We start from the raw sequence: 20,745 nt of genomic DNA, 5'->3' as shown, positions 1-20,745 counted from the left end.
TAATATTTGAGTATTATTAATTGCTAAATCTAATGTCAATATTTTCGAATGACGATCAATTTAAAAGGCTAAGAGTATGGAATCTTTGTGCCGGGGGGTTGCATTTGATCCAGGGCATTCTAATGCTGATTTTGAGCACAGATTTTACTTTACCCGTGACGACTGCTTTTGTAAGATATGATCTGGCGGCTCAACGATTATTGCCGTTTATTAATGAATCATTTTCTGTACCGATCGGCCCGCTCGTGGCTGGTTTCTTGTTTTTATCAGCTTTAGCGCATTTGATTATCAGTCTACCGGGTGTTTTCGCCTGGTATACCAACAACCTTAAGAAGGGGATGAATATCGCTCGCTGGGTTGAATACTCGTTTAGTTCGTCATTAATGATGGTTGTGGTTGTCATGCTGGTCGGGATGTATGATGGTGTCAGTCTATTGTTGGTATTCTTTTTGAATGCCATGATGATTTTGTTTGGTTGGATGATGGAGCTGCACAATCAAACCACCGAACGGACTAATTGGACGTCTTATTGGTTTGGCGTGATTGCCGGAGCGATTCCTTGGGTAGCTACGGCGCTATATTTGTTTGGTTCAGGTACGGACGGCTCCAAGCCACCGACCTTTGTTTATTGGATATTCTTTTCCATTTTTCTGTTTTTCAACGTATTTGCGATTAATATGGTGCTTCAGTACAAAAAGATTGGGCGATGGAAAGATTATCTTTATGGCGAGCGGACATATATCATCCTGAGTTTAGTGGCCAAATCACTCTTAGCCTGGCAAGTCTGGGCCGGTACATTGCGTCCCGTTTAGATCACACACTACCTTTTTATGGCAGCCAGCAAGCGGCGGCGAACAAACACATCCAGCAAGCATCGATCTAAACCATTACTGCCTGATGCCAAGTTGCTGTCTGCAATGCCTGAGGAAAAAACTCACCACAGAAAGTTCTGGCTGCGCCGTTCATCGGGTAGTAGGGGATCGATGGAATTAAACAGCTCTACGTTTTTTTTCACCCTTTCGATTATCATTATGCTGATATTCTTAGCTGTGGCATTTGTCGGAGCTTATTATTTTTTCCAGCGCGGTGCAAACGATAAAACCTCGCATAGCTCACTAAGGAATAACTCTCTTTATCTTACCAACCAGGCGGCTCGATATCGCTCTAATCAAAATAAGAACGCGATTTTAAACAATAGCACCAATCGTCAATCTGCCTGCACATCGTTAAGCAACATTGTAGAATGCCAGTCGCGGCCTGATTGCACGGTGGAGTATAGTTGTGTCTGCGATTCCGCTAGAATGCAGGCCGATAAATGTGATTATGAACTGACGCCAGCCGAAGATTGTATTTGCGGGCAAAGCGGCTTTGATCGATGTATTGAGCTGGTTTGTCCAATTAATCGATAATATGCCTAGTAATTACCGCTGACACTTTCATAAATGGTTGGCTTGTTTGGTTTTTTAACAGCAAAAAGGTATAATTCACCAATGATATTGACCCCGCTTATCCAACGCGCGATCAATCGCGCCAGCGAACTGCATCACAATCAAAAACGCCGGATCGGCGGTTTACCTTTTATTGTCCATCCATTTTCGGTTGGGTTCTTACTATCACGCTATACCGATAATGATCAGATTATCGCCGCGGGATTATTGCACGATGTCCTTGAGGACGTATCGGGATATACCGAATCCGATATGACGCGCGAATTCGGCCCCGAGGTAGTCCGAATCGTTAAGGAGGTCACCGAAGATAAGAACCCCGACGATTCGATAGAAACCAATCGGGCTACGTGGGAAACGCGCAAAACGAACTATCTAAGCCACTTAAAAACCGACAGCTTTGAGGGCTTGATGGTCTGCTGCGCCGATAAAATACATAATCTGCAATCGATGCTGGAGGCGCATTATGATCTGGGTGACGCCATCTGGTCGAGATTCAACGCACCCAAGGATCAATTGATCTGGTTCCACAAAGAGGTAATGACCACGTTAAAAGCCTCGTTACACAATGACATTCTGACCGAATACAAGCACGTCTACGCCTTAGCTGCCAAGGAATTTGATATTAAATAGTATTTTGCGACACTAGAGTTAGGAGTCTAACGTGGGGGGAGAGGCAGGGACAGCTAATTACTTATAACTTTTATGGATATTCGTCGCCCAAACGACCAAAACCCGTCACGAAAATACGTTAGTCAACAGCTGCAATTTCGCAATCCTTATTTTCCACGGACAACGCCAAAAGAAACTAGAAAGCGTCGGGCTAAAATATATTTCTGGTTAGCCTTAGTGGTGCTGGCCGGATTAGCATATCTAGTGGCTTTTAGTGGTTTCTGGCGCATCTCTAATATCACCGTTACGGGCGCCACACCCGATCACGAACGCATGATTAGAGATTCGCTGTCAGACTACTTACAACAGCGACGCGTGCTGTTCTTACCGGGCGATAATGGCTGGCTGATTAATCCTAACGGGCTTTCCCAGACACTTTTAAAAAAACTAGAGGGCCGGGCTTCATTTGAGTCTTTCAATGCAACCAAACCAAATCTGAAAAAGATTGTGATAATGGTAAAAGAGCGCACCGCGGCGATATTGTGGCAGGTTGATTCGAAACAATATTTTTTACTTGATAATAGGGGAGTCGTATTCAGTCCTGTAACAGTTTCCGAAGAACAACCCGCACCTGATCTTCCTCTAATAAAGAATATCGCCAAAGCTACTACCACGATCGGTGCTGAAATAATAACAGCGGCACAAGCAGAAACAATTATCGATGCCAGCCAACGTATCAAAAGTCGCTTCTCCGAGCTAAAAATAAATTACGCGACACCGATCATCAGGGAAAGTGTTCGCACCGTATGTATTGATGAAGCCGATTCAAATTCTAATAACAATTCGAATAGCAACTCGAATCGCAACGGTAACACAAATTCGTCTACCAGAAATGCCAATATACGCCCCGCTAACGTAAATTCTAACTCAAATACGACATCTGATACCAATAACAGTCTAAATTCCAATACAGAGGCCCCCTGTGAGACCAAAGAGGTGCCCACCGGCCGTTATGCCCGGGAAGTCCTGATAAATGTGGCCAAAGACACCGATATCTATTTCTCAGCTGATGAGCTGGTCGATGACCAGATTAACGCCATCGGCGTGTTATTAAACGAGAAGATTACTGACATAAATAAAGTTTCATACATTGATGTCAGGTATCTGCCTAGGGCATACTATAAATAAATTCTAAATTTAGAATTAATAATTCAAAATGAATGACAAAACCGGGGATCGGCCCGGTATTTGTAAACCCCATTAAAACAATGGCTATATTCTATAGGGCCGTAAATTGTATATTGTGCGACGCCATAACAAATCTAGCGCTGTTGTCCCCTAATCACAAACAAAGCCTGTAAGGCTTGATAGGCGGTAATCTATAAATAACTAATTATCTATTCAGCCAATTAACTTTCTCTACGGCAGGTAGTTCAACGGATTAACCGGAATGCCGTCTTTACGGACCTCGAAATGTAGGTGCGAACCGGTGGTTAATTTACCGGCACCGGGCGTCCCAGGCATCCCACCGCTGAGGCCGATGATCTGTCCCCTGGTCACATAAGCGTCTTCTTGGACGTTAATCTGGCTGATGTGGCCATACACGGTCGAAATACCGCCCGCATGAATCAACATGATATAACTGTAACCAAGTCCAGAATCCTTAGCGCGTCCCACATAACCCGACGCGGCTGCTTTGACTGGGGTCCCCTGCTTGGCTCTGATATCTATAGCCGGATGTTCAAAGAGGCGTCGGAAAATATAGGTGGGATCATGAAATGTCGCTGTTATTCCATTTGACGGATTCACCGGCCAAGATAATACTTTGCTGTCATCTGTCAGCTGATTATCCCCCTCCAGCTTTGACCTTAGACTAGTTTCAATTTGACTCAGTTCAGAATTTACCGAACTTTGCTCTGTTTTTACCGCAGCTAGCATTTCTTGATATTGCGCCTCGTTGTCCTTGGTCGCGTCCAGCAAATTACTTTTGTAATCCAATTGGCCGGCTAATTCTTCCTTGGTACCCTCAAGTTTCGCCGTGGCATTGTCTAGATCGGTTTTTTTACGCTCCAAATCATCCTGCACACTTTGGAGTTCTTCACGCAACAGCTTTACTTCATCCAGCGAACCTTTGAGCCGGTGCTCCAGATCTTCGACCGAATTCAGTTCGTTAAAGAAATCGGAAAACTTATCATTAGCTAACAGCACCTGGACCAAATTCGTATTTTGCATCCGGTTCAGCTGGCGGACATAGCCGCTCAACTGATCTTTGCGGTCGACGATGTCCTTCTCTCGATCGGCTATTTTGCCATCGACTTCTTTGATTTGAAGCTTAAGAGTATCGATCTCGTTATTCGCGATATCAATTTCAATCTGCGTTTTCTTGGCTTGTTCATCAAGCGATCCGATCTCACTGCTTAGAGATAATGCTTCCTGCTGTTTCAAGGCCAAATTTCGCTCATATTCGGCTTTTTGCTGATTGAGTTGATCCAGCGCCTGTTTCTTTTCCTGAATCTGTAGATTTAGCTGAAGAACTTCTTCGTTGGCGCTGAGACCGTCGGCATTGCTCCCCTCCCGCTGGGTATTCGGCGTACCGTCAGTATTGGTATTCGCGTTAATATCGGCATTGTCATTTGTCTGCGCGTTGGAAGCAATTGAGCCCAGTCCGAACACAATAAACAACGCCGCTATGGCGAAAGCGATTCGACTATATCGCAAAATTTGAGTGTATTTTGTATTCATTACATGGGTATTATACCAAAATGGCATTTTTATTGCAAATACATACACAAATACTAATATCGAATTTCTAATTCCTAAACAATACCGAATTGCTTATGATTTCAATATTAGGATTTCGTATTTAATTTGCCTATTGCCGCATCGATTCGTTTGATCGCTTCTTCCTGACCCAAAACTTCCGCGATTTCAAACACATCCGGCGAAGCGGCTTGTCCGGAAAGCGCCACCCGCAAAGGCCAGAGTATGGAGGTGTTATTGCTGCCTACCCGGGAAATCATTTCAGTCAGTGCTTGTTTCAATGCGGCACTGGTGAAGTTTTTAGATTCGATGCTTTGTAAAGTTTCGCTCGAGAGTTCTAATGACTTTTTTATCTTTTCAGTGTCTGTTTCTTTTTTAGGCAACAGCAACGCCGCTTCATATTCCGATAGATCGAATATGAATTTTGCCAAGTGGCCAATTTCCGTCAGATTTACTAATCGGTCTTTAACCAGGGCCGTCACTTTGGTTAGTTTATCAGCGTCGTCTGTCGGTATTCCCGCTTGCTGATAGAATGGCATTAACCTTTTTACTAAAAGGTTAATATCCAGTGCGCGAATATACTGACCGTTGAGATAATCGAGTCTTTGCTTATCAAACACGGCGCCGGCTTTGTTGATATGTTCGATCTTAAACTCTTTGACCAGATCATCCAGTGAAAATATTTCCCGCTCGGTTTTGGGATTCCAACCCAAAAAAGCGATGAAGTTTATTACCGCTTCCGGCAGATAACCTTCGTCCAAATATGATTGGGCCGATACCGCGCCATCGCGCTTGCTTAGCTTGCCGCCCTTGGGGCTTAGAATTAGCGGTAGATGGGCATACAACGGCGGTGTCCAACCGAATGATTCATAAAGATACAGGTGCTTCGGCGTACTGGGCAGCCATTCCTCGGCTCGCAACACATGGCTTATTTCCATCAGATGATCATCCGCTACCACGGCCAGATGATATGTGGGAAAACCATCGCTTTTGAGCAACACGGAATCATCCAACAGCGCGTAGTCGAATGACACATCACCTCGGATTAGGTCCGTAAATGACACACTCCCCTGCTCCGGTAGTTTTTGGCGGATGACAAACGGAGTTTTGGCAGATTCTAATTGTTCAATTTCATCGGCCGATAAGTTACGGCAATGCCGGTCGTACCGCGGCGGCTCTTTACGAGCCATTTGCAATTCGCGAACCTCGGTGAGACGTTCCGGCGTGCAGAAGCACTTGTAAGCCGCGCCTTTTTCTAACAACCGGTTGGCGTGTTCACGATAAATATCTAAGCGCTGTGATTGCACATATGGCCCATATTTACCTTCTTTACCCGGGCCTTCATCATACGACAAACCATATTGCGTCAGCGTATTAATCAAGCGCTGTTCGCTCCCTTCCACGAAACGGGCTCGGTCAGTATCTTCAATGCGCAATACAAAATTTCCACCGTTTTGACGGGCAAATAAATAATCAAAAAGCGCTGTGCGCAAACCGCCAATGTGCAGTTCCCCGGTGGGGCTGGGGGCGAAACGAACGCGGATATTAGATGATGATTGATTGTTATTCATGGTGTTTTCAAGGGTATCACATATAGGTGAATACGTTAACTACGATATTGTTATTATTTCCGTCAATGGAGGTTTAAAAACCGCCGCTACTTTATGTCGAATTTTTTATCTGATATTTGTTACTTGTTAATTTGTATCTAATCATTTCGCCGATTAGCCCAAATGTGGCTCGATAGATTCTTTTGGCCCTTTTTGGCTGGGTAAATAAACGGAATAACCACTCCAGGCCCGTATAACGCACCAGACGGGGTGGATTGGAGCGTTTACCGGCGATATAGTCAAATGTGCCTCCCAGACCGATCGCGGCTTTTACGGGCAAAATAGCCCAATTGTCCACGATCCATTGTTCCTGTCGGATTGGCCCATAGGCCACCATCAATATGTCTGGTTTGACAGCTTTGATATCCTCTAACGAGGTCTTGTTTTCCGGATTCTTATTCGATTCGTGTACGGTTAGTTTTGGGTAGCGCCGTCGAAATATTTCGGCTACGCGCGCGGACGTATCGTCAAATCCCCCCAGCAAATAGACTGACCAATTGTTTTTTTCGGCCAACCCGGCCAAATCCCAGGCGAAATCAGCACCGACAATTTTTTCTGGAATAATCGAATAAACATATCTTGGCTTGAGTAATATCGAAGCTCCGGTGTATTTCATTTGCCAAATGGCTTGAATGAATCGTAACCAACGCGATCGAGCCGTTAATCGCAGTGATAAGTATTTGGCCGCCCAGATGACGCCAATGCCATCGGCAATCGCGATATCCGAACGATTGAGCGTATCCAAAACCTTCGGGTCGCGGCGGGCGGCCAACAAAAATTCCGAGTACGGCGTGGTAATGAATGTTTTATATCCTTGCTGCAGACGTTCGCTAATTTGGCGAAGGATCACCGTTTTTGATTCTGCGGTTATTTTCAATCCGGCTAGATTGATGATTTTTACGCGCGCAGAGTAATGATTTTCAGACATGTATCTTAGATTTATTGCATTTAACAACTAAATTCTGAATAATTCTGTCAATATGTATTATACCATATGAAAAATCCGGTTGGACACCAGCGTTCATCGTGTTATAATAATCGAGCAAAATACTATTACCGATTCAACAAATGTTTAAGAAAATCATCATTCTCCTATTTGTGGGGGCATTTATCATGCCGGCACCGATGCTGGCTGCCACATTTCGTCCGGGATATTTGATTTCGGACGACGATCTGATGAATGCCAACACCATGTCCAGCGCCCGTATCCAGAAGTTTCTCGAAACCAAAGGTAGCGCACTGGCGACCATGAAATTTGATACCTTAACCGGCAAAAAGTCGGCCGCCGATGTAATCTACGATGCCGGTAAATACTGGGGCATCAGCCCAAAATATTTGCTGGTCCGGATGCAGGTAGAACAGAGTCTGGTGACCGACTCCAACCCAACGCAGAAGCAAATCGATTATGCCACCGGTTTTGCCTGCCCAGACAGTTCGGGTTGTAACCCAGCCTATAAGGGGTTCTTTAACCAAGTTAATTGGGCCGCCAAATCATTACGCGGTGATTATTACCTGGGCGGAATTGCGAAAAACGGTACGACCATATCGGGCTGGGGCCCAATGATAACGAAACAAACACTTGATGGTATTTCCGTCACACCAATGAACGCGGCTACAGCGGTTTTATACACTTACACTCCCTGGGTCGGAAAATGGGGCGGCGGACGTCAGGATGTAGGTGGCAGTTCCTTGGTTTGGAAAAAATATGAAGAATGGTTCGCGACCGCTTATCCCGATGGCACATTACTCCAGGTAAAAGGAAATCCCGCCGTGTATTTGATTCAGTTTGGCACCAAGCGCGCCTTCTGGTCCAAGTCGGCTTTCACCGCCAACTATACTTCAAAAAATGTCATCCAGGTTCCCCAACAGGAATTGGATAAGTATCCTGATGGCAAACCGATCCGCTTCTCCGAATATAGTATTCTGGGTGGTCCAGATGGCAGCATGTATTTAATCCTGAACGGACAAAAACGTTTGATCGAATCACAAGAAGTATTTCGTCAGTTGGGCTACAATCCCGAAGAGGTCATCACCGTGACGGAAGCTGATCTGAAAGACTACACCAATGGCACTAACATTACCCTGAACAGCATTTATCCGACTGGCGCCCTGTTGCAATCGAAACAAACCGGCGGTATTGTTTTCGTTGAAAATGGCGTGCGGCACGCCATCTGGTCTAAAGAAATTATGCAGTCTCGTTTTCCCAAGACCAAAGTTATCAGAATCGACGAGTCCGAAATTGCCGGCTATGCCGCGGGTGATCCGGTCAAGTTTAAGGACGGCGAGCTGGTCACTTCACCGAACTCGAAATCCGTCTATGTCATTTCGGACGGACTAAAAAGACCGATCGGTTCTATGGACGCTTTCAACCAGCTGGGTTACAAGTGGAAAAACATTATCAAGACATCGGATAAGGCGCTGGAAATGCACCCGACCGGAGATCCAATCAACGTCAATTAATCACACGACTTGAATCAGCGAACGAATGAGTACCTAATTGGTACTCAGTTTGGGTTCCCGGATGAAAATGGTACAATATCAGCGTAATCTAGTCTAATGTTTCCCTATGTATCTCAAGCTAATACCATCGCTCAGACTGCCTCGGTCACTCGATATATTTGACTACTCTTTGCCGGAAGAATTAGCCAGGCAGGTAATGCCGGGCAGCGTAGTCCTGACTAAATTCCGGCATCAGACTGTACCGGCGGTAGTTTGGTCAATGAGCGCTCGTTCGCAGCTCAAGCCGTCGCAAATCAAGCCAATCCAAAGCGTAATAGAAAATATTAGGTTCAGCTCCATCCAACGACAGCTGATCGATCGGTTTGCCGAAGATTTTCTAGTCTCACCCGGCACGGTGGTAAATATGATTATCGGCGATATGCCCCGGCGCGGGATCTTGGCTCCAACCCAGGCTGTGTTAAAACATCCCAGTCTTCGAAAATCAAAAACCATCTGGCAGTCCGACAGCCTTGTCTGGCATCTGACTAACCAAGAGAAAGTCGAGTATATCAACGAGCAGGTTAGCCAAGCTATCAAGCAGCGCAAGCATATCTTGATTATTAGCCCGGAAATACGTCAAGTCAAAGCTTGGGAATCGGCGCTATATAATCATCGTCCGCTGGTCATACACCGTCAATTACCTCGGTCGCTCTACTGGCAGAAAGTGGCCGCGTTGTCATCTGGACAGCCGGCCGTGGTTATCGGAACGCGTTCCGCGCTTTGGCTTCCCCACCAGCGCCTGGATTTGATCGTTATTGACGCGGAAGATAATGCCAACCATCGCCAGACGGAAATGAATCCGCGCTATCACACCGAACAAGTAGCGCGTCTGTTGCAGGAAATTACCGGCGCGGGCATCCATTGGATCAGTCCGGCGCCGCGCTTGTCTACCTGGCGCGCTTATCGCACGGGTAAAATACAGTTGGTTGATTTGCGTTCGACGCGACCCGCGCCAACGAGTTTCATCGCCAACATGAACGATGAACGCAAAGTTGGCAACCGGACTATGTTGAGCGAGCGCGTTCAACGTTTCATAGCCGCTAACCTGAAAGCGCATAAACAAACGGTGCTGTATCTCAACCGGCGCGGTGAGTCAACTGGTTTTGTTTGCCGCGACTGCGGGCACGGTTTTAGCTGCCCGCGCTGCCAGCGACCATTAATTCTGCATCGATTTAAACCCAAACACCAGATTTTGTGCTGTCATTTGTGCGAATATACTATGGATATGCCGATAAACTGTCCGACTTGCCAGGGTACGGATTTTAAACACAGCGGGTGGCGTGTTCAGCTGCTTGAATCCGAAGTACGGGCACTGTATCCGGATGCTAAAATTGCTCTGCGTGAAGCCGGCAGCGCCCCAATTCCAACTGATACCAATATAATTATCGGGACGCAGATTATTTTAACTGCGGAGATATTGGAACGGGTTGATCTAATTGTATTTGTGTCGGTTGATCAATTGCTGGCGCTGCCCGATTTTTCCGCGCCGGAACAAACTTTTCGACAAATGTCATTGGCGGTGGCCGAAACCAAGCCTGGCGCCACTTTGGTATTTCAAACTTTCAAACCCGAGCATCATGCCGTACGATTTGGCGCCCAAGCTGACTTGGACGGATTCTACGCCGAGGAGATGAGACAGCGGGCCTTATTTCACTATCCACCCTTAAAAGATCTAGCGCGGCTGATTCTAAAGGGCAAGATTCAGAAGAAAGTGATCCAAGAGGCGGAAGAGCTATCCGCCGAGCTGGAAAAACGAGCCGCGAAAATACCGGACGTGGAAATTCTTCACGCCAGTCCGTCATTTATTGCCAAAACGCGCGGGCAATACCGCTGGGAATTGGTGCTCAAGTATCCGCCGAAGTATTGGCCGGAGATACGCGATCTGCTAAAATTAAGCAGTGACCGATGGCTAATGGACCTGCAGCCTCAGTCATTATTGTAAATTATCACCTATTATGAAATTGAAAATAATTACCGAAGGCGATCCCCGCTTACGACAAAAATCGACGGCCATAAAGTCAGCCGATTTGACGCAACCAAAATTTCAGTCTTTCGTGCGCGATCTGACTGAAACGATGTATCAATCCGACGGCATCGGCATCGCTGCGCCGCAGACTGGCCAAAATATCCGTCTGGTCATTATCGCCGGTGAAGAAGGCGCCATGACCCTCATTAACCCAGTTATCACCCGACGTTCCTGGCGCAAAGAGTCAGACGAAGAAGGCTGTTTGAGTGTCCCGGGCGTTTACGGCATGGTGCGCCGCCCGCGCATTATTTCCGCCCAATGGACAGACATCACCGGACAGCGGGTCAAGGTTAAAGCCGAGGGCTTATTGGCGCGAGTGATCCAGCATGAGATTGACCATCTGGATGGCGTGTTATTTATCGACCGTGCGCACAAGCTGCACCAAGCCAAACCCGGACACGCGGAGTCAAAGTTGTGATCACCCCATCGCTCAAAGTAGTTTTTTTTAGCACACCTGAAATCTCGATATCTTTTCTAGATGCGCTAGTGAAGAACAGCTTGGCGCCGGCGCTGGTGGTGTCCCAGCCGAACCGCCCGGTAGGCCGCAAACGCGTTCTAACGCCGCCGCCGGTCAAATTAGCGGCTCTACGACATGGATTGCCGGTGTTGCAAATTGCCACGTTTAAAGATCCATCCATCGTTGAACAGCTTCGATCGATCAACGCCGACGTATTCGTGGTCGTAGCATTCGGTTTAATCTTTCCTAAAAGCATACTAGAGCTGCCCAAGTTCGGTTGTTTGAATCTGCATGCTTCCCTGCTGCCGAAATATCGCGGTGCCAGTCCGATCCAGTGGGCTGTGCTAAGCGGTGATAATGTCACCGGCTGGACCTTGATGAAAATGGATCCGGGACTTGATACCGGACCGATTCTTTCCCAGATTGAAGTATCGATCGAACCCAATGAAACCACGCCCAGCCTGACTGCCAGGCTGGCGGCCGTAGGCGGTGATTGGCTAGCCCAGCAATTGCCAAAGTATATCCAAGGTGAACTTCACCCCCAACCACAGGATAACAGCCTGTCTACGGCTACCACATTGCTCAGGAAAGAGTCTGGACGGCTGGATTGGTCCCAACCGGCCGTTAATCTCGAACGTCAAATCAGAGCCTTTCAGCCCTGGCCCGGTTCTTACACACAATGGCAAGAAATTAAAATCGAAATACTATCCGCGACCGCCACTAACGAAATAGTTAATCAACCACCAGGTACAGTATTTGAAAGCGATGGCCGGATTGGAATTGCGACTGCGCAGGGCGTGCTTTGGCCAATAACAATCAAGCCAGCTTCAAAGAATAGCCAATCCATACAGGACTTTGTCCGCGGCCACTCAGGCTTTTTGGGGAGCCGGCTCGGCTGATTTTGACCGGATCTTGTCGGTCACTCGGAAACCCAGATATTTACCCAGCATCAGGCGGGTCTGCGCTTCGGTAGCCGGAATCGAGCCAAACGCAATCATCGTAATCGGCAACAACGCCCACTGCAGCAGCATGATGGCAAATTTCGAACCGTGGTATTTGACCGGTTTCGGCGGCAACAGATAAACGCTCAATACGGCGCTAACGAGCAATCCTACCATGGCTAGCGTCATGATCGTTTGGAGTACGAACGGAGCGTTCTGGGCAATCACGGTAGACTTCACGACGTCATCGGCCATGCGTAACGGAAAATACCCCAGCACGAAGATTATAATCGGCGCGGTCGCCCAGGAATACATCCCTTCAACCAGATTCCAGACATAGTGCAGCTTCTTACTCAAAGCTATTTTATTATTTTTAGCAAAAAACCACACCATATAGGGAAAGTGTTCGACACCCCAGGCCCAGCGCCGTTGCTGTTTGTAAAGATTTTCCATCCCGTGCCAAATATTCCGCCCGGCTACCGCGTCCATCGAGATTGGTATATACATCGGTTTGACCACATAGTCGCCGTCGTATTTCATCAGACACTGTAGAAATATCCGCGAATCGTCTGTTACTATATCGTTCTGCCAAAAATCCACATCCACCAGCGCCCGGAAACTCATACTATGCGACGCGAACGTAAACAGCCGTTCGGGGCGCAGCTGTTCGCTCATCAGCCAAAACGTGGTGCTGGTTGATACCACCCGCATAATCGCCGGCACTTCCCAAATATTATTATTAAACAACGGGACCGGCTGGTAGCTCTGGCGTAAAGGCCGATCCGACTTCAAAAATTGATATGTTAAATAACTGAAATATTTCGGGTGGGCGCAGGTATCGACATCGAAAGCCGATACCAATATATCTTCGTATGGTATCCCCCGCTCATCCACGTATTTTTTGGCAATCCGTCCCGCCCAGGCCATATTCGCACCCTTGCCTGGCATTTCACCCTCGATACCCACCGGATGAAATGATACAATCATATCCGCGAACTTTCCGGCAAACTCTTGCTGAACCGCCGCGGCATAATTATGCGCGTTCACCGTGTCACGTTCTTCAAAACACATGACTATAATCATCTTTTCGCGTACGGGATAATCAACCGCAGTTAAACTTGTCAAAGTCATCCGTAATACTTCCAGCGGTTCTTTATAGGTTGGCAAGAACACCATATGATACATCCGCTCCCAATTCGGCTGCTGACGGCATTTCTCCATCCAGTCGATACCCAATGCGGTATGAAACTTTTTATACGATACTACCGTGTAGAATATGATATAGATCACCCGCACCATCCAGTAAAAATCAAATACAATAATAAAATATATCGCCCACAAGGGACGAAAGAAGATCAGCAGGATCACAATCAAAAACGAACTCCAGACGGCTACGCCGGGGATCATCTCTAACGTGCGATATTTGGCTCGGTCGGACAGATGAAACATATCCACCAATCAGAAGTTATAACGAGGGGTTAAAAAAACCTGACGAAACGCGTTTGTGCCTGTTTTATGGGCTCGGCGCGCCGGCCAGCTTTGTTGCGAATTCGCCAGTCATTTCCAGAATATTGTACTCCATTTGAATAATATTATCAAGTGGTAAATTCGTTAACCTGAATATAATCTGACTATTGAATTTTATAGCGGATATATACTAAGCAAAAATTCAGCCAGTTGATTTATTCTATTAATACCCTACGAATAGGGTAGATTGGAGGTGACAACAATACTAACTAAGAATAGATCTGTAATTATCGGTCTGGCAGTCATCGCGATTCTAATCGGCACCGGCATCGGTTCGCTTATCCGAACCAATCCGGCCAGAGCTGAAGATACCGCCCTGACCGCCACAACTCCGGTGACGACAACGGCAACAACGGACACCACGATCAATGCGACTCCAGCGAACCGAGCCAATTTTTCCAGGGGCATGCATAGAGGCGCAAACACTGGATCCGAAGAGCTTTTGACCGGCGACATTGCCACAAAAGTTACTGACGCCGCACTCAAAGCTTTTCCGGGTAGTACCATTCGACGAATAGTAAAAGTTTCGTCGGGTAGCGTCTACGAAGTACACTTGGCTAAAACCGATGGCAGCCGAGTACGAGCCTACTTCGACGCGGACTACAACCTGACCAGCCAGGAAGCTTGCCCGGGAGGTCACGGACATCAATCAGCCAATCTACCAATTAATTAATAAGTTAAACACAGGCAAACTCAGGCGCTCACCAACAGCGCTTGAGTTTGTTCTTGTTAGATATCGCAATAATCACTCAACTATCACAACCCCACTTGATTCGTTCGAATAAATTTTACGATGGCTAAAATGACTTCATCTTTTAGTTTCGGTGGACTTGAGGCTACCCAAACGGCGAAATTATAAAGTTCCTTTGTGTCCACCCGCAGCCATTTGTGTTGTTTGTATAGTAACACCAACATACCTGTCATCGCGATTCTTTTATTACCATTCTGAAAAGGATGATTTTTGATCATTAAATAAAACAACGTGGCCGTGCGTCGTTCAGGAGTAGAATGAAGTGATTTTCGATCTAAGCGTTGAAAAGGTTGCGCCAGACAACTTTCTAGTTTCCCAGGATACCGAGTCTGAAAGTCTGGTATAGGCTCGTTGAAACCCATAGTCTCTTGGGCTAATCGATGCGCCAAACGTTCTACTTCTTCGATTGTTAACACAACCGTATTCCTAGGCATTGCCTAACAATTTAAGCGTTTCACCATATTCGCGTACGGTTTTTTTGACTGCTCGGTCAATCAAGGCCTTATCAGCATCTGATAGGTTTGGTTTAGTCAGGCGCTCAATTTCAGTCACCGGCACAGCATAATTCCGGCCGATTTTATCCGCCTTGATATCGCCACTCTTTATCTTTTTGAAAACCGCAATCCTGCTGATGCCCAGCCGCTTAGCCGCTTCGATTGTTGAGATATATCGCGTTTGAGACATAATCTATGTTAACTAATCTAGCTACTATATACTTGTGTTAACATAGGTTAACTTTTGTGTCAATAACTCGCCCAATTAAACTCTTATCCCCCGCCGTTTGATCTCCTCGAGCATTTTTCCTTCCAACTTCCGACATTGGCAATTCCGAGCATGCGCCACGTGCCATTTTACCCGATCGTCGAGCGATGGTTTTTTTGGCATGCGATGAGATTTGTGCCAGATGGCGTTGATTTTTGAGGGCATGGTTGAGTAGAATTACTTCTTTTGTTTATCAATATAATCAAATGACTTATCTAAGATTACAAGTAAAACAATGAATATTATTAATCCTATGAAGAAGCCCAATATTGGCGGTTGAAATGTACTTGTAGCATTCAGACATACTTGTATCAAAGTAGCTATCAAGGCAGTGATCGCAATAATACCAGTATATTTATTTCTTCTGTCTGCTCGTGTTCCAGTCTCTTTTTTTCTATTTGACAATATCATTACTTGTTCGGTCAGCATAGGAAGCTGTCCGGTAACGCTTTTCTTTCGCATAGACTGCAAGAATTTTAAATCAGCAGCACTTAAGTTACTTGATGTATTATTCTTGCTCTGTTTGCGTTTTGATCTAATTACCATTCTAGTTTTTACCAATTAGGTTTAGCTTTTCTCGCTTCGATAATTGTTTGATTCGATGCTCTTCTTTGAGTGCTCTTGAACGAGTACGGAACTTTTTCATATATACCAGCTGCACCGGCCGGCGGGAGCGGGTGTATTTGGCTCCGCGCGGTGAATGGTTATGCTCCTCTACCCTTTTGGCAACATTTACTGTTATGCCGGTGTAAATAGTTTTGTCGGAACATTGGAGGATATAGAGAGAGTACATTTGAATATGATGTTTTGTATAATATAATCATACTCCCCAACTACCTATAATTACAAGATATTTTTGATAATGCGGAGGGAGGCTCGGGTCGGCAGGATTTGTTCTGGTGGTATGGCCGATTGCGCCTCTTAGACTAAATAAAGGAACCGGCCCAAATAGGTCGGTTCAGCTCCGCGGTCTGATTCCCCAGACGTGGAGATTTTTCACTTTGAGATCGATCCGGCTCTGGCAGTCGTTCTCATTGGTGCTGACGTACATGCCGAGATGGAACGAACCGTAGCGGCCATGGTCCGGCTCATGCTTCGGCGACAGTCCGATAGCGATCGGCTGGGTAAAGGTCGTGTCCACGGTGGTTTCGAAGTCTTGTTTGTAGTAGAAGTTGCCGCCGTAGTAATCAGAGTTGGTTACCCGGTAGCGGCCGAAACATCCGTACGAACCTTTTCCCCGGACAGTGACTTCCACCTGGCCGGTTGCCCAGACCGAATCGAAGTTGGCGTAGTTCGCAGGGTTGCGGGTGTTCAGAGCCCCGCAGGAGGCGCTACCGCACCAGGCCTTCATTGAAAACACGCCGTCCCGGAGTATCTGTTCGCAGTCCCGGGTGTCACAACCGTGGAAACCAAGGATGCTGCCGCAGATCCAGTCACCCGTCGAATCGCACGAGGCGATGAGCACGGTATCGACGGCTGCAGGAGTCGCCAGGTCCGGATTGTCCGTCACCGCCGGAGCGGTCGACGAATTGCAGGCCGCCACGGACAAGCATGTTAGGACCAAGGCGAAAGACCAAAGAGCTCTGGGGAACATAAAGGGGCCTCCTTTTCTAGACATACCAGCCATAATCGATCGATCCCATAAGCAATCGGATACTATATTCTAAAAACGAGAAATTGTCAACCCCCCGTGATATAAAATGCTCCTGAAATGAGCTTTTTACCCCCAATCAATCAACACTCCTTGACATACATAGTACTGCAATGTATCATATATTACATATGAAACCGGATGATTCAAATATCCAAAAAGACCTCGTAGCCGCTTCCGCCACCCCGCTAGTTCTGGCTATTTTGAGCGAGGGAGAGAGCTATGGCTATGCTATCATCAAGCGTGTGGCCGAGCTGTCGCGCGGGAAACTGCGCTGGACCGATGGGATGATCTATCCCCTGCTGCATCGTCTGGAACGCCACGGTTTCGTCAAAACATCTTGGGGTAAATCTGATACCGGCCGGCGGCGCAAATATTATCGGCTGACCAAATCAGGTACGGATCATCTCAATCACCAGCACCGTCAATGGCAGGTAATCGATATGACCCTGCGTGACATCTGGAAAAATCTGCCCCTGGCCGCGTCAAATCAATAAGTAATATTTTCTCATCACAAATAATATGACCCAATCAAACGACTCGCTCGAACAACGCATCGGCGAATGGAAATCATATCTGCGCCGGCACCAGACGGTGAGCGCCGCCGACGCCGACGAACTCGAAGATCATCTGCGCAGCCAGACCGAAACACTGACCCAGGCGGGCTTAAGCCCCGATGAAGCGTTTCTGGTGGCCGTAAAACGGATGGGAGAACTGGATGCCATTTCGCGCGAATTCGCCCATGAGTACTCCGAACGCCTGTGGAAACAGCTGGTAGTCGCCCCATCCAAATCCGACCCGGCCGTGAAACGCGAGACGATGGTGGCGGTCATACTGGCGGTCGCGGCGGCCCTGACCCTGAAACTGCCGGAACTTTTTGGCCAGAAACTCGACGGTTCCAGCAGCGAAATGATGTTTTACGCGCGCAATGTCAGTCTCTTCATCCTCCCGTGGCTGGTCGGATTCTTCGCTTACAAACGGCGCGTGCTGGCCGCTTATTGGCCGTGGCTGGCTTTCCCATTCGTCGTAGCGGCATTACTAATCAATTTCCAACCGTTCGTGGCCAACGGACATACCGAAGTCCTGGCAATCATCCACCTGCCGATCGCATTGTGGCTGGTGGTGGGCATTGCCTACCTGGGCCACCGCTGGCGCGAGGCGCAGCAGCGCATTAACTTCGTCCGCTTCTCGGGTGAATGGTTCATCTACTATACCCTGATGGCGCTCGGCGGAGGCATTCTGACCGGTCTGACGGTGTTTATCTTTGAAGCGATCGGTGCCAATGTCGAAACCGCGGTGGCGCAATGGCTCATCCCCTGCGGCGCGGCGGGCGCGGTGATCATCGGCGCGTGGCTGGTGGAAGCGAAGCAGAGCGTCATTGAAAATATGGCGCCGGTGCTGACCATGATCTTCACTCCGCTCTTCACCCTATTGCTGATCGTCTTCATGATCACGATGCTATGGACCGGCAGCACCATCAGCGTGGAGCGTGAGGTGCTGATCGGCTTTAACCTGCTGCTCGTGCTGGTGATGTGCCTGGTGCTCTATGCCCTGTCCGCCCGCGACCTGCATGCCGGACCGGGACGCTTCGACACCATGCGGCTGATCCTCATCATCTCCGCGCTGATCGTCGACGTGATCGCGCTGGTAGCGATGGTGAGCCGGATCTGGGAATTTGGCTTCAGTCCCAATAAGACGGTCGCGCTGGGATTGAATATCCTCCTGCTGATCAATCTGACCGGCTCGGCCTGGCTGTATGGCCGATTCCTGGCCGGGCGCACACCGATCGAGCGGCTGTTGCGGTGGCAGACGTCCTACCTCCCAATCTTCGCCGCCTGGGCACTCATCGTCGTCGCCCTTATCCCGCTCATCTTCCGTTTCAAATAGACGCTAATCTTAGAGTAGTTACAAGTTTCTAGTTACAAGTGACAAGTTTATGATCAGAATTTTAGGATTCCCGTCTTTTTTGTAACTTGTAATTTGTAACTAAATTCTGGTTCGGATCGGCAGGGTTGGTTTGATATACAGGGCTTATTGCGACCCACATGCCCTTATTGTATCTGTGTGGATTCAGGAGTATACTCTTGGCGTGAACAATATAGTATTATCTATTAAATATCTGTTTAATTAAATTTGCAATGATGTCCTACGTCTGGCCTGTAATTTTTTCTCTTCTTCTTATTTTTTTCTTCTATAGTGCATTTAAAAGCAAGTGGCCAGAGTTGTATTTTTCAGATGCTGATAAGGTAAGTTTTTTCATTAGTGTTAGCCCGCGTAGATATATACTATTCCGCATTGCGCCAGTTTTGATTGTTTCTACTATGGTTCTATCTGCATTTTCAAAATCTTTTCACCTTTCAGAGTTGGTTATCATGGGGTTGACTATTGGTTTTATACATAGCGTAACAACAAATGGCTTAGCATTATATAAATTAATTCGTAGGTCAAAAACAATAGCTAAATTTGTAAATCGTGTAACACAGATATCTTTTCATGTTTTATCAGTATTTTTATTGACTATAGTCGGCATTGTTGGTGGAATGTTGTCAAAAGCGGGTTTTATAAATAAAATAATGCCCACAACCGATGGTTTAGTTAACAACATTTGGTCATCAATTATTACCGCACTTGCGGCTGTATTTCTTTATAAAACATTTGAGAGCCAGCAGATGAGTGATGAGGAAATGCTACATAGATCATTGCGTAGCATCCCTCAAAATCTATTTGACTTAATTGAAAAGCACAGTGCGGAAAAAAATGCTGACCCAATCTTAGTCAAAGCAGTATGTTTAGTAGAAAATGTTCAAAGACCACTCTGGTTTAGAAGAATTGAAAGATTTAAATCTAAATTACATAAGTCTGGGTCATATGGAATAATGCAAGTACATAGCGACACGCCTTTAAATGATGAGCAATCAATCATATATGCAATTGATAAATACTTTATAGATACCACCAATCATACTTTACATGAGGATGCAGATGATTGTGTGACAAATGCTATAAAATCGTATAATTCTGAAGAAAAATATGCTGAGCTTGTTATGAAAGCATATGTTTTTATCGCACCTAATCTGCTTGGATATGCCTCTCTGCATCGATGATGTATTAGATAAGTATTATAAGGGTTGGATAGATGTTAAGTTAATTGACGGTACAGATGTTAAACTTTGTTATAAAACAATAGTTGATAATATTGAACGTTCGCGTTCAAAAAATAGATTCTTAATACGTGAGGGTAAATATTCACAGAATGAAGCAGAAGTACTTAACAGTTTTGATAGTAGAAAAATAAAAACAGCAACCTTTAATAACGCAGCGCAATTAAAACTGTCACGACATAAGCAATTATTGAATATTGATGGTGTTGGATCCTTAAATGTCATCTTGGGTAAAATACCCATTCCGTTAGGGTGCTATCATATTTTAATACCGACATACCCTCACGATAAAATACCAAAATTATATTTACAGGAAGAGCTGGGTGGGTCTCGGTTTGCTGAAACATGGTTTGAATTACGTTCTACTAAATCAGTAAATTTTGGTTACTTTTTACATTTCGGAAAATTTAGTGAAGGGTGCGTAACAGTCCCATATGAAAAATATTCGCAATCAGGCATAGTTTGGAATTCAATTTATCATTTGTTACTCTCATCGAGAGTGAAATACTCAGTAATTGGCACTCTCAATGTTATTGATTAAAG

24 protein-coding genes are annotated in these 20,745 nt (G+C 46.4%); 14 read left to right on the top strand and 10 right to left on the bottom strand.

Going from position 1 to position 20,745, the window contains the following annotated elements; genetic code table 11:
* Window positions 1-32 precede the first annotated feature (32 nt).
* The 4 genes from heR (at window position 33) to WC734_00490 (ending at window position 3,245) form a co-directional block, all read left to right on the top strand.
* Window positions 33-812, top strand: a complete 780-nt coding sequence (gene heR / locus WC734_00505) for a heliorhodopsin HeR (GenBank protein MFA6197623.1) — start codon at window positions 33-35, stop codon at window positions 810-812.
* Window positions 813-830: 18 nt separating this feature from the next.
* Window positions 831-1,409: a hypothetical protein gene (locus WC734_00500; protein ID MFA6197622.1), complete on the top strand. Its 579-nt coding sequence runs from the start codon at window positions 831-833 to the stop codon at window positions 1,407-1,409.
* 81 nt (window positions 1,410-1,490) lie between these two features.
* On the top strand, window positions 1,491-2,078 hold the full coding sequence (locus WC734_00495; GenBank protein MFA6197621.1) for an HD domain-containing protein: 588 nt from the start codon (window positions 1,491-1,493) through the stop codon (window positions 2,076-2,078).
* 72 nt (window positions 2,079-2,150) lie between these two features.
* A complete protein-coding gene (locus WC734_00490) occupies window positions 2,151-3,245 on the top strand; it encodes a hypothetical protein (GenBank protein ID MFA6197620.1) in 1,095 nt (364 codons plus the stop codon).
* A gap of 231 nt (window positions 3,246-3,476) precedes the next feature.
* Here the strand turns inward: WC734_00490 and WC734_00485 are convergent, their stop codons facing one another.
* The 3 genes from WC734_00485 to WC734_00475 form a co-directional block, all read right to left on the bottom strand.
* Window positions 3,477-4,799, bottom strand: coding sequence for a peptidoglycan DD-metalloendopeptidase family protein (locus WC734_00485; GenBank protein ID MFA6197619.1), 1,323 nt, complete (start codon window positions 4,797-4,799; stop codon window positions 3,477-3,479).
* Between the two features lie 107 nt (window positions 4,800-4,906).
* Entirely contained in the window at window positions 4,907-6,388 is a 1,482-nt protein-coding gene (gltX, locus tag WC734_00480) for a glutamate--tRNA ligase (GenBank protein MFA6197618.1), read from the bottom strand.
* A 91-nt stretch (window positions 6,389-6,479) separates the two neighbouring features.
* Window positions 6,480-7,355, bottom strand: a complete 876-nt coding sequence (locus WC734_00475; protein ID MFA6197617.1) for a WecB/TagA/CpsF family glycosyltransferase — start codon at window positions 7,353-7,355, stop codon at window positions 6,480-6,482.
* 140 nt (window positions 7,356-7,495) lie between these two features.
* On the opposite strand from WC734_00475, the gene WC734_00470 reads away from it, so the two are divergent.
* From WC734_00470 to fmt, 4 genes are all read left to right on the top strand, one after another.
* Complete coding sequence (locus tag WC734_00470) at window positions 7,496-8,887, top strand: hypothetical protein (GenBank protein ID MFA6197616.1); 1,392 nt, start codon at window positions 7,496-7,498, stop codon at window positions 8,885-8,887.
* Window positions 8,888-8,993: 106 nt separating this feature from the next.
* The gene (gene priA, locus WC734_00465) at window positions 8,994-10,868 is read left to right on the top strand and encodes a primosomal protein N' (GenBank protein MFA6197615.1); all 1,875 of its coding nucleotides are present in this window, start codon (window positions 8,994-8,996) and stop codon (window positions 10,866-10,868) included.
* 13 nt (window positions 10,869-10,881) lie between these two features.
* Window positions 10,882-11,370 carry a peptide deformylase gene (gene def, locus WC734_00460; protein ID MFA6197614.1) on the top strand — a complete coding sequence of 163 codons (489 nt, stop codon included), beginning with the start codon at window positions 10,882-10,884 and terminating at the stop codon, window positions 11,368-11,370.
* On the top strand, window positions 11,367-12,308 hold the full coding sequence (gene fmt / locus WC734_00455; protein ID MFA6197613.1) for a methionyl-tRNA formyltransferase: 942 nt from the start codon (window positions 11,367-11,369) through the stop codon (window positions 12,306-12,308). The genes def and fmt overlap by 4 nt, the downstream gene beginning before the upstream one ends.
* Here fmt and WC734_00450 read toward each other — a convergent pair.
* Entirely contained in the window at window positions 12,279-13,799 is a 1,521-nt protein-coding gene (locus WC734_00450; protein MFA6197612.1) for a glycosyltransferase family 2 protein, read from the bottom strand. The genes fmt and WC734_00450 overlap by 30 nt on opposite strands.
* A 271-nt stretch (window positions 13,800-14,070) precedes the next feature.
* Between WC734_00450 and WC734_00445 the strand changes: the two genes are divergently transcribed.
* On the top strand, window positions 14,071-14,550 hold the full coding sequence (locus tag WC734_00445; protein ID MFA6197611.1) for a hypothetical protein: 480 nt from the start codon (window positions 14,071-14,073) through the stop codon (window positions 14,548-14,550).
* Between the two features lie 83 nt (window positions 14,551-14,633).
* Here WC734_00445 and WC734_00440 read toward each other — a convergent pair whose 3' ends face one another.
* From WC734_00440 to WC734_00415, 6 genes are all read right to left on the bottom strand, one after another.
* On the bottom strand, window positions 14,634-15,062 hold the full coding sequence (locus WC734_00440) for a type II toxin-antitoxin system death-on-curing family toxin (GenBank protein MFA6197610.1): 429 nt from the start codon (window positions 15,060-15,062) through the stop codon (window positions 14,634-14,636).
* Window positions 15,055-15,312 (bottom strand): excisionase family DNA-binding protein, encoded by a 258-nt coding sequence (locus WC734_00435; GenBank protein ID MFA6197609.1) that lies wholly within the window; start codon window positions 15,310-15,312, stop codon window positions 15,055-15,057. The genes WC734_00440 and WC734_00435 overlap by 8 nt, the downstream gene beginning before the upstream one ends.
* Before the next feature lie 75 nt (window positions 15,313-15,387).
* Complete coding sequence (locus WC734_00430; protein ID MFA6197608.1) at window positions 15,388-15,555, bottom strand: hypothetical protein; 168 nt, start codon at window positions 15,553-15,555, stop codon at window positions 15,388-15,390.
* A 12-nt stretch (window positions 15,556-15,567) separates the two neighbouring features.
* On the bottom strand, window positions 15,568-15,936 hold the full coding sequence (locus WC734_00425) for a hypothetical protein (protein MFA6197607.1): 369 nt from the start codon (window positions 15,934-15,936) through the stop codon (window positions 15,568-15,570).
* 1 nt (window position 15,937) lies between these two features.
* The gene (locus WC734_00420) at window positions 15,938-16,183 is read right to left on the bottom strand and encodes a GIY-YIG nuclease family protein (protein ID MFA6197606.1); all 246 of its coding nucleotides are present in this window, start codon (window positions 16,181-16,183) and stop codon (window positions 15,938-15,940) included.
* A gap of 165 nt (window positions 16,184-16,348) precedes the next feature.
* Window positions 16,349-16,750 (bottom strand): hypothetical protein, encoded by a 402-nt coding sequence (locus tag WC734_00415; GenBank protein ID MFA6197605.1) that lies wholly within the window; start codon window positions 16,748-16,750, stop codon window positions 16,349-16,351.
* Window positions 16,751-16,805: 55 nt separating this feature from the next.
* On the opposite strand from WC734_00415, the gene WC734_00410 reads away from it, so the two are divergent.
* The 5 genes from WC734_00410 to WC734_00390 all read left to right on the top strand — a co-directional run bounded on the left by WC734_00410 (window position 16,806) and on the right by WC734_00390 (window position 20,743).
* Window positions 16,806-17,057 (top strand): hypothetical protein, encoded by a 252-nt coding sequence (locus WC734_00410; protein ID MFA6197604.1) that lies wholly within the window; start codon window positions 16,806-16,808, stop codon window positions 17,055-17,057.
* A 97-nt stretch (window positions 17,058-17,154) separates the two neighbouring features.
* Window positions 17,155-17,538: a helix-turn-helix transcriptional regulator gene (locus tag WC734_00405; protein MFA6197603.1), complete on the top strand. Its 384-nt coding sequence runs from the start codon at window positions 17,155-17,157 to the stop codon at window positions 17,536-17,538.
* A 25-nt stretch (window positions 17,539-17,563) separates the two neighbouring features.
* Window positions 17,564-18,928, top strand: a complete 1,365-nt coding sequence (locus WC734_00400; protein MFA6197602.1) for a permease prefix domain 1-containing protein — start codon at window positions 17,564-17,566, stop codon at window positions 18,926-18,928.
* Between the two features lie 254 nt (window positions 18,929-19,182).
* Entirely contained in the window at window positions 19,183-20,145 is a 963-nt protein-coding gene (locus tag WC734_00395; protein MFA6197601.1) for a hypothetical protein, read from the top strand.
* Window positions 20,126-20,743 (top strand): hypothetical protein, encoded by a 618-nt coding sequence (locus tag WC734_00390; protein MFA6197600.1) that lies wholly within the window; start codon window positions 20,126-20,128, stop codon window positions 20,741-20,743. Before WC734_00395 ends, WC734_00390 begins: the two co-directional genes overlap by 20 nt.
* Window positions 20,744-20,745 lie beyond the last annotated feature (2 nt).

This window comes from Patescibacteria group bacterium (assembly GCA_041661625.1).
In the GTDB taxonomy this organism is placed as follows: domain Bacteria; phylum Patescibacteriota; class Patescibacteriia; order JAHIZJ01; family JAHIZJ01; genus JBAZUB01.
This window is presented reverse-complemented; position numbering and strand designations above follow the sequence as displayed.

Excerpts from the sequence above, each read along its gene's own strand:
- heR (MFA6197623.1), top strand. The coding sequence starts at position 33 with ATGTCAATATTTTCGAATGACGATCAATTTAAAAGGCTAAGAGTATGG.
- WC734_00500 (MFA6197622.1), top strand. The coding sequence starts at position 831 with ATGGCAGCCAGCAAGCGGCGGCGAACAAACACATCCAGCAAGCATCGA.
- WC734_00495 (MFA6197621.1), top strand. The coding sequence starts at position 1,491 with ATGATATTGACCCCGCTTATCCAACGCGCGATCAATCGCGCCAGCGAA.
- WC734_00490 (MFA6197620.1), top strand. The coding sequence starts at position 2,151 with ATGGATATTCGTCGCCCAAACGACCAAAACCCGTCACGAAAATACGTT.
- WC734_00485 (MFA6197619.1), bottom strand. The coding sequence starts at position 4,799 with ATGAATACAAAATACACTCAAATTTTGCGATATAGTCGAATCGCTTTC.
- gltX (MFA6197618.1), bottom strand. The coding sequence starts at position 6,388 with ATGAATAACAATCAATCATCATCTAATATCCGCGTTCGTTTCGCCCCC.
- WC734_00475 (MFA6197617.1), bottom strand. The coding sequence starts at position 7,355 with ATGTCTGAAAATCATTACTCTGCGCGCGTAAAAATCATCAATCTAGCC.
- WC734_00470 (MFA6197616.1), top strand. The coding sequence starts at position 7,496 with ATGTTTAAGAAAATCATCATTCTCCTATTTGTGGGGGCATTTATCATG.
- priA (MFA6197615.1), top strand. The coding sequence starts at position 8,994 with ATGTATCTCAAGCTAATACCATCGCTCAGACTGCCTCGGTCACTCGAT.
- def (MFA6197614.1), top strand. The coding sequence starts at position 10,882 with ATGAAATTGAAAATAATTACCGAAGGCGATCCCCGCTTACGACAAAAA.
- WC734_00450 (MFA6197612.1), bottom strand. The coding sequence starts at position 13,799 with ATGTTTCATCTGTCCGACCGAGCCAAATATCGCACGTTAGAGATGATC.
- WC734_00440 (MFA6197610.1), bottom strand. The coding sequence starts at position 15,062 with ATGCCTAGGAATACGGTTGTGTTAACAATCGAAGAAGTAGAACGTTTG.
- WC734_00435 (MFA6197609.1), bottom strand. The coding sequence starts at position 15,312 with ATGTCTCAAACGCGATATATCTCAACAATCGAAGCGGCTAAGCGGCTG.
- WC734_00430 (MFA6197608.1), bottom strand. The coding sequence starts at position 15,555 with ATGCCCTCAAAAATCAACGCCATCTGGCACAAATCTCATCGCATGCCA.
- WC734_00425 (MFA6197607.1), bottom strand. The coding sequence starts at position 15,936 with ATGGTAATTAGATCAAAACGCAAACAGAGCAAGAATAATACATCAAGT.
- WC734_00420 (MFA6197606.1), bottom strand. The coding sequence starts at position 16,183 with ATGTACTCTCTCTATATCCTCCAATGTTCCGACAAAACTATTTACACC.
- WC734_00410 (MFA6197604.1), top strand. The coding sequence starts at position 16,806 with ATGCTGCCGCAGATCCAGTCACCCGTCGAATCGCACGAGGCGATGAGC.
- WC734_00405 (MFA6197603.1), top strand. The coding sequence starts at position 17,155 with ATGTATCATATATTACATATGAAACCGGATGATTCAAATATCCAAAAA.
- WC734_00400 (MFA6197602.1), top strand. The coding sequence starts at position 17,564 with ATGACCCAATCAAACGACTCGCTCGAACAACGCATCGGCGAATGGAAA.
- WC734_00395 (MFA6197601.1), top strand. The coding sequence starts at position 19,183 with ATGTCCTACGTCTGGCCTGTAATTTTTTCTCTTCTTCTTATTTTTTTC.
- WC734_00390 (MFA6197600.1), top strand. The coding sequence starts at position 20,126 with ATGCCTCTCTGCATCGATGATGTATTAGATAAGTATTATAAGGGTTGG.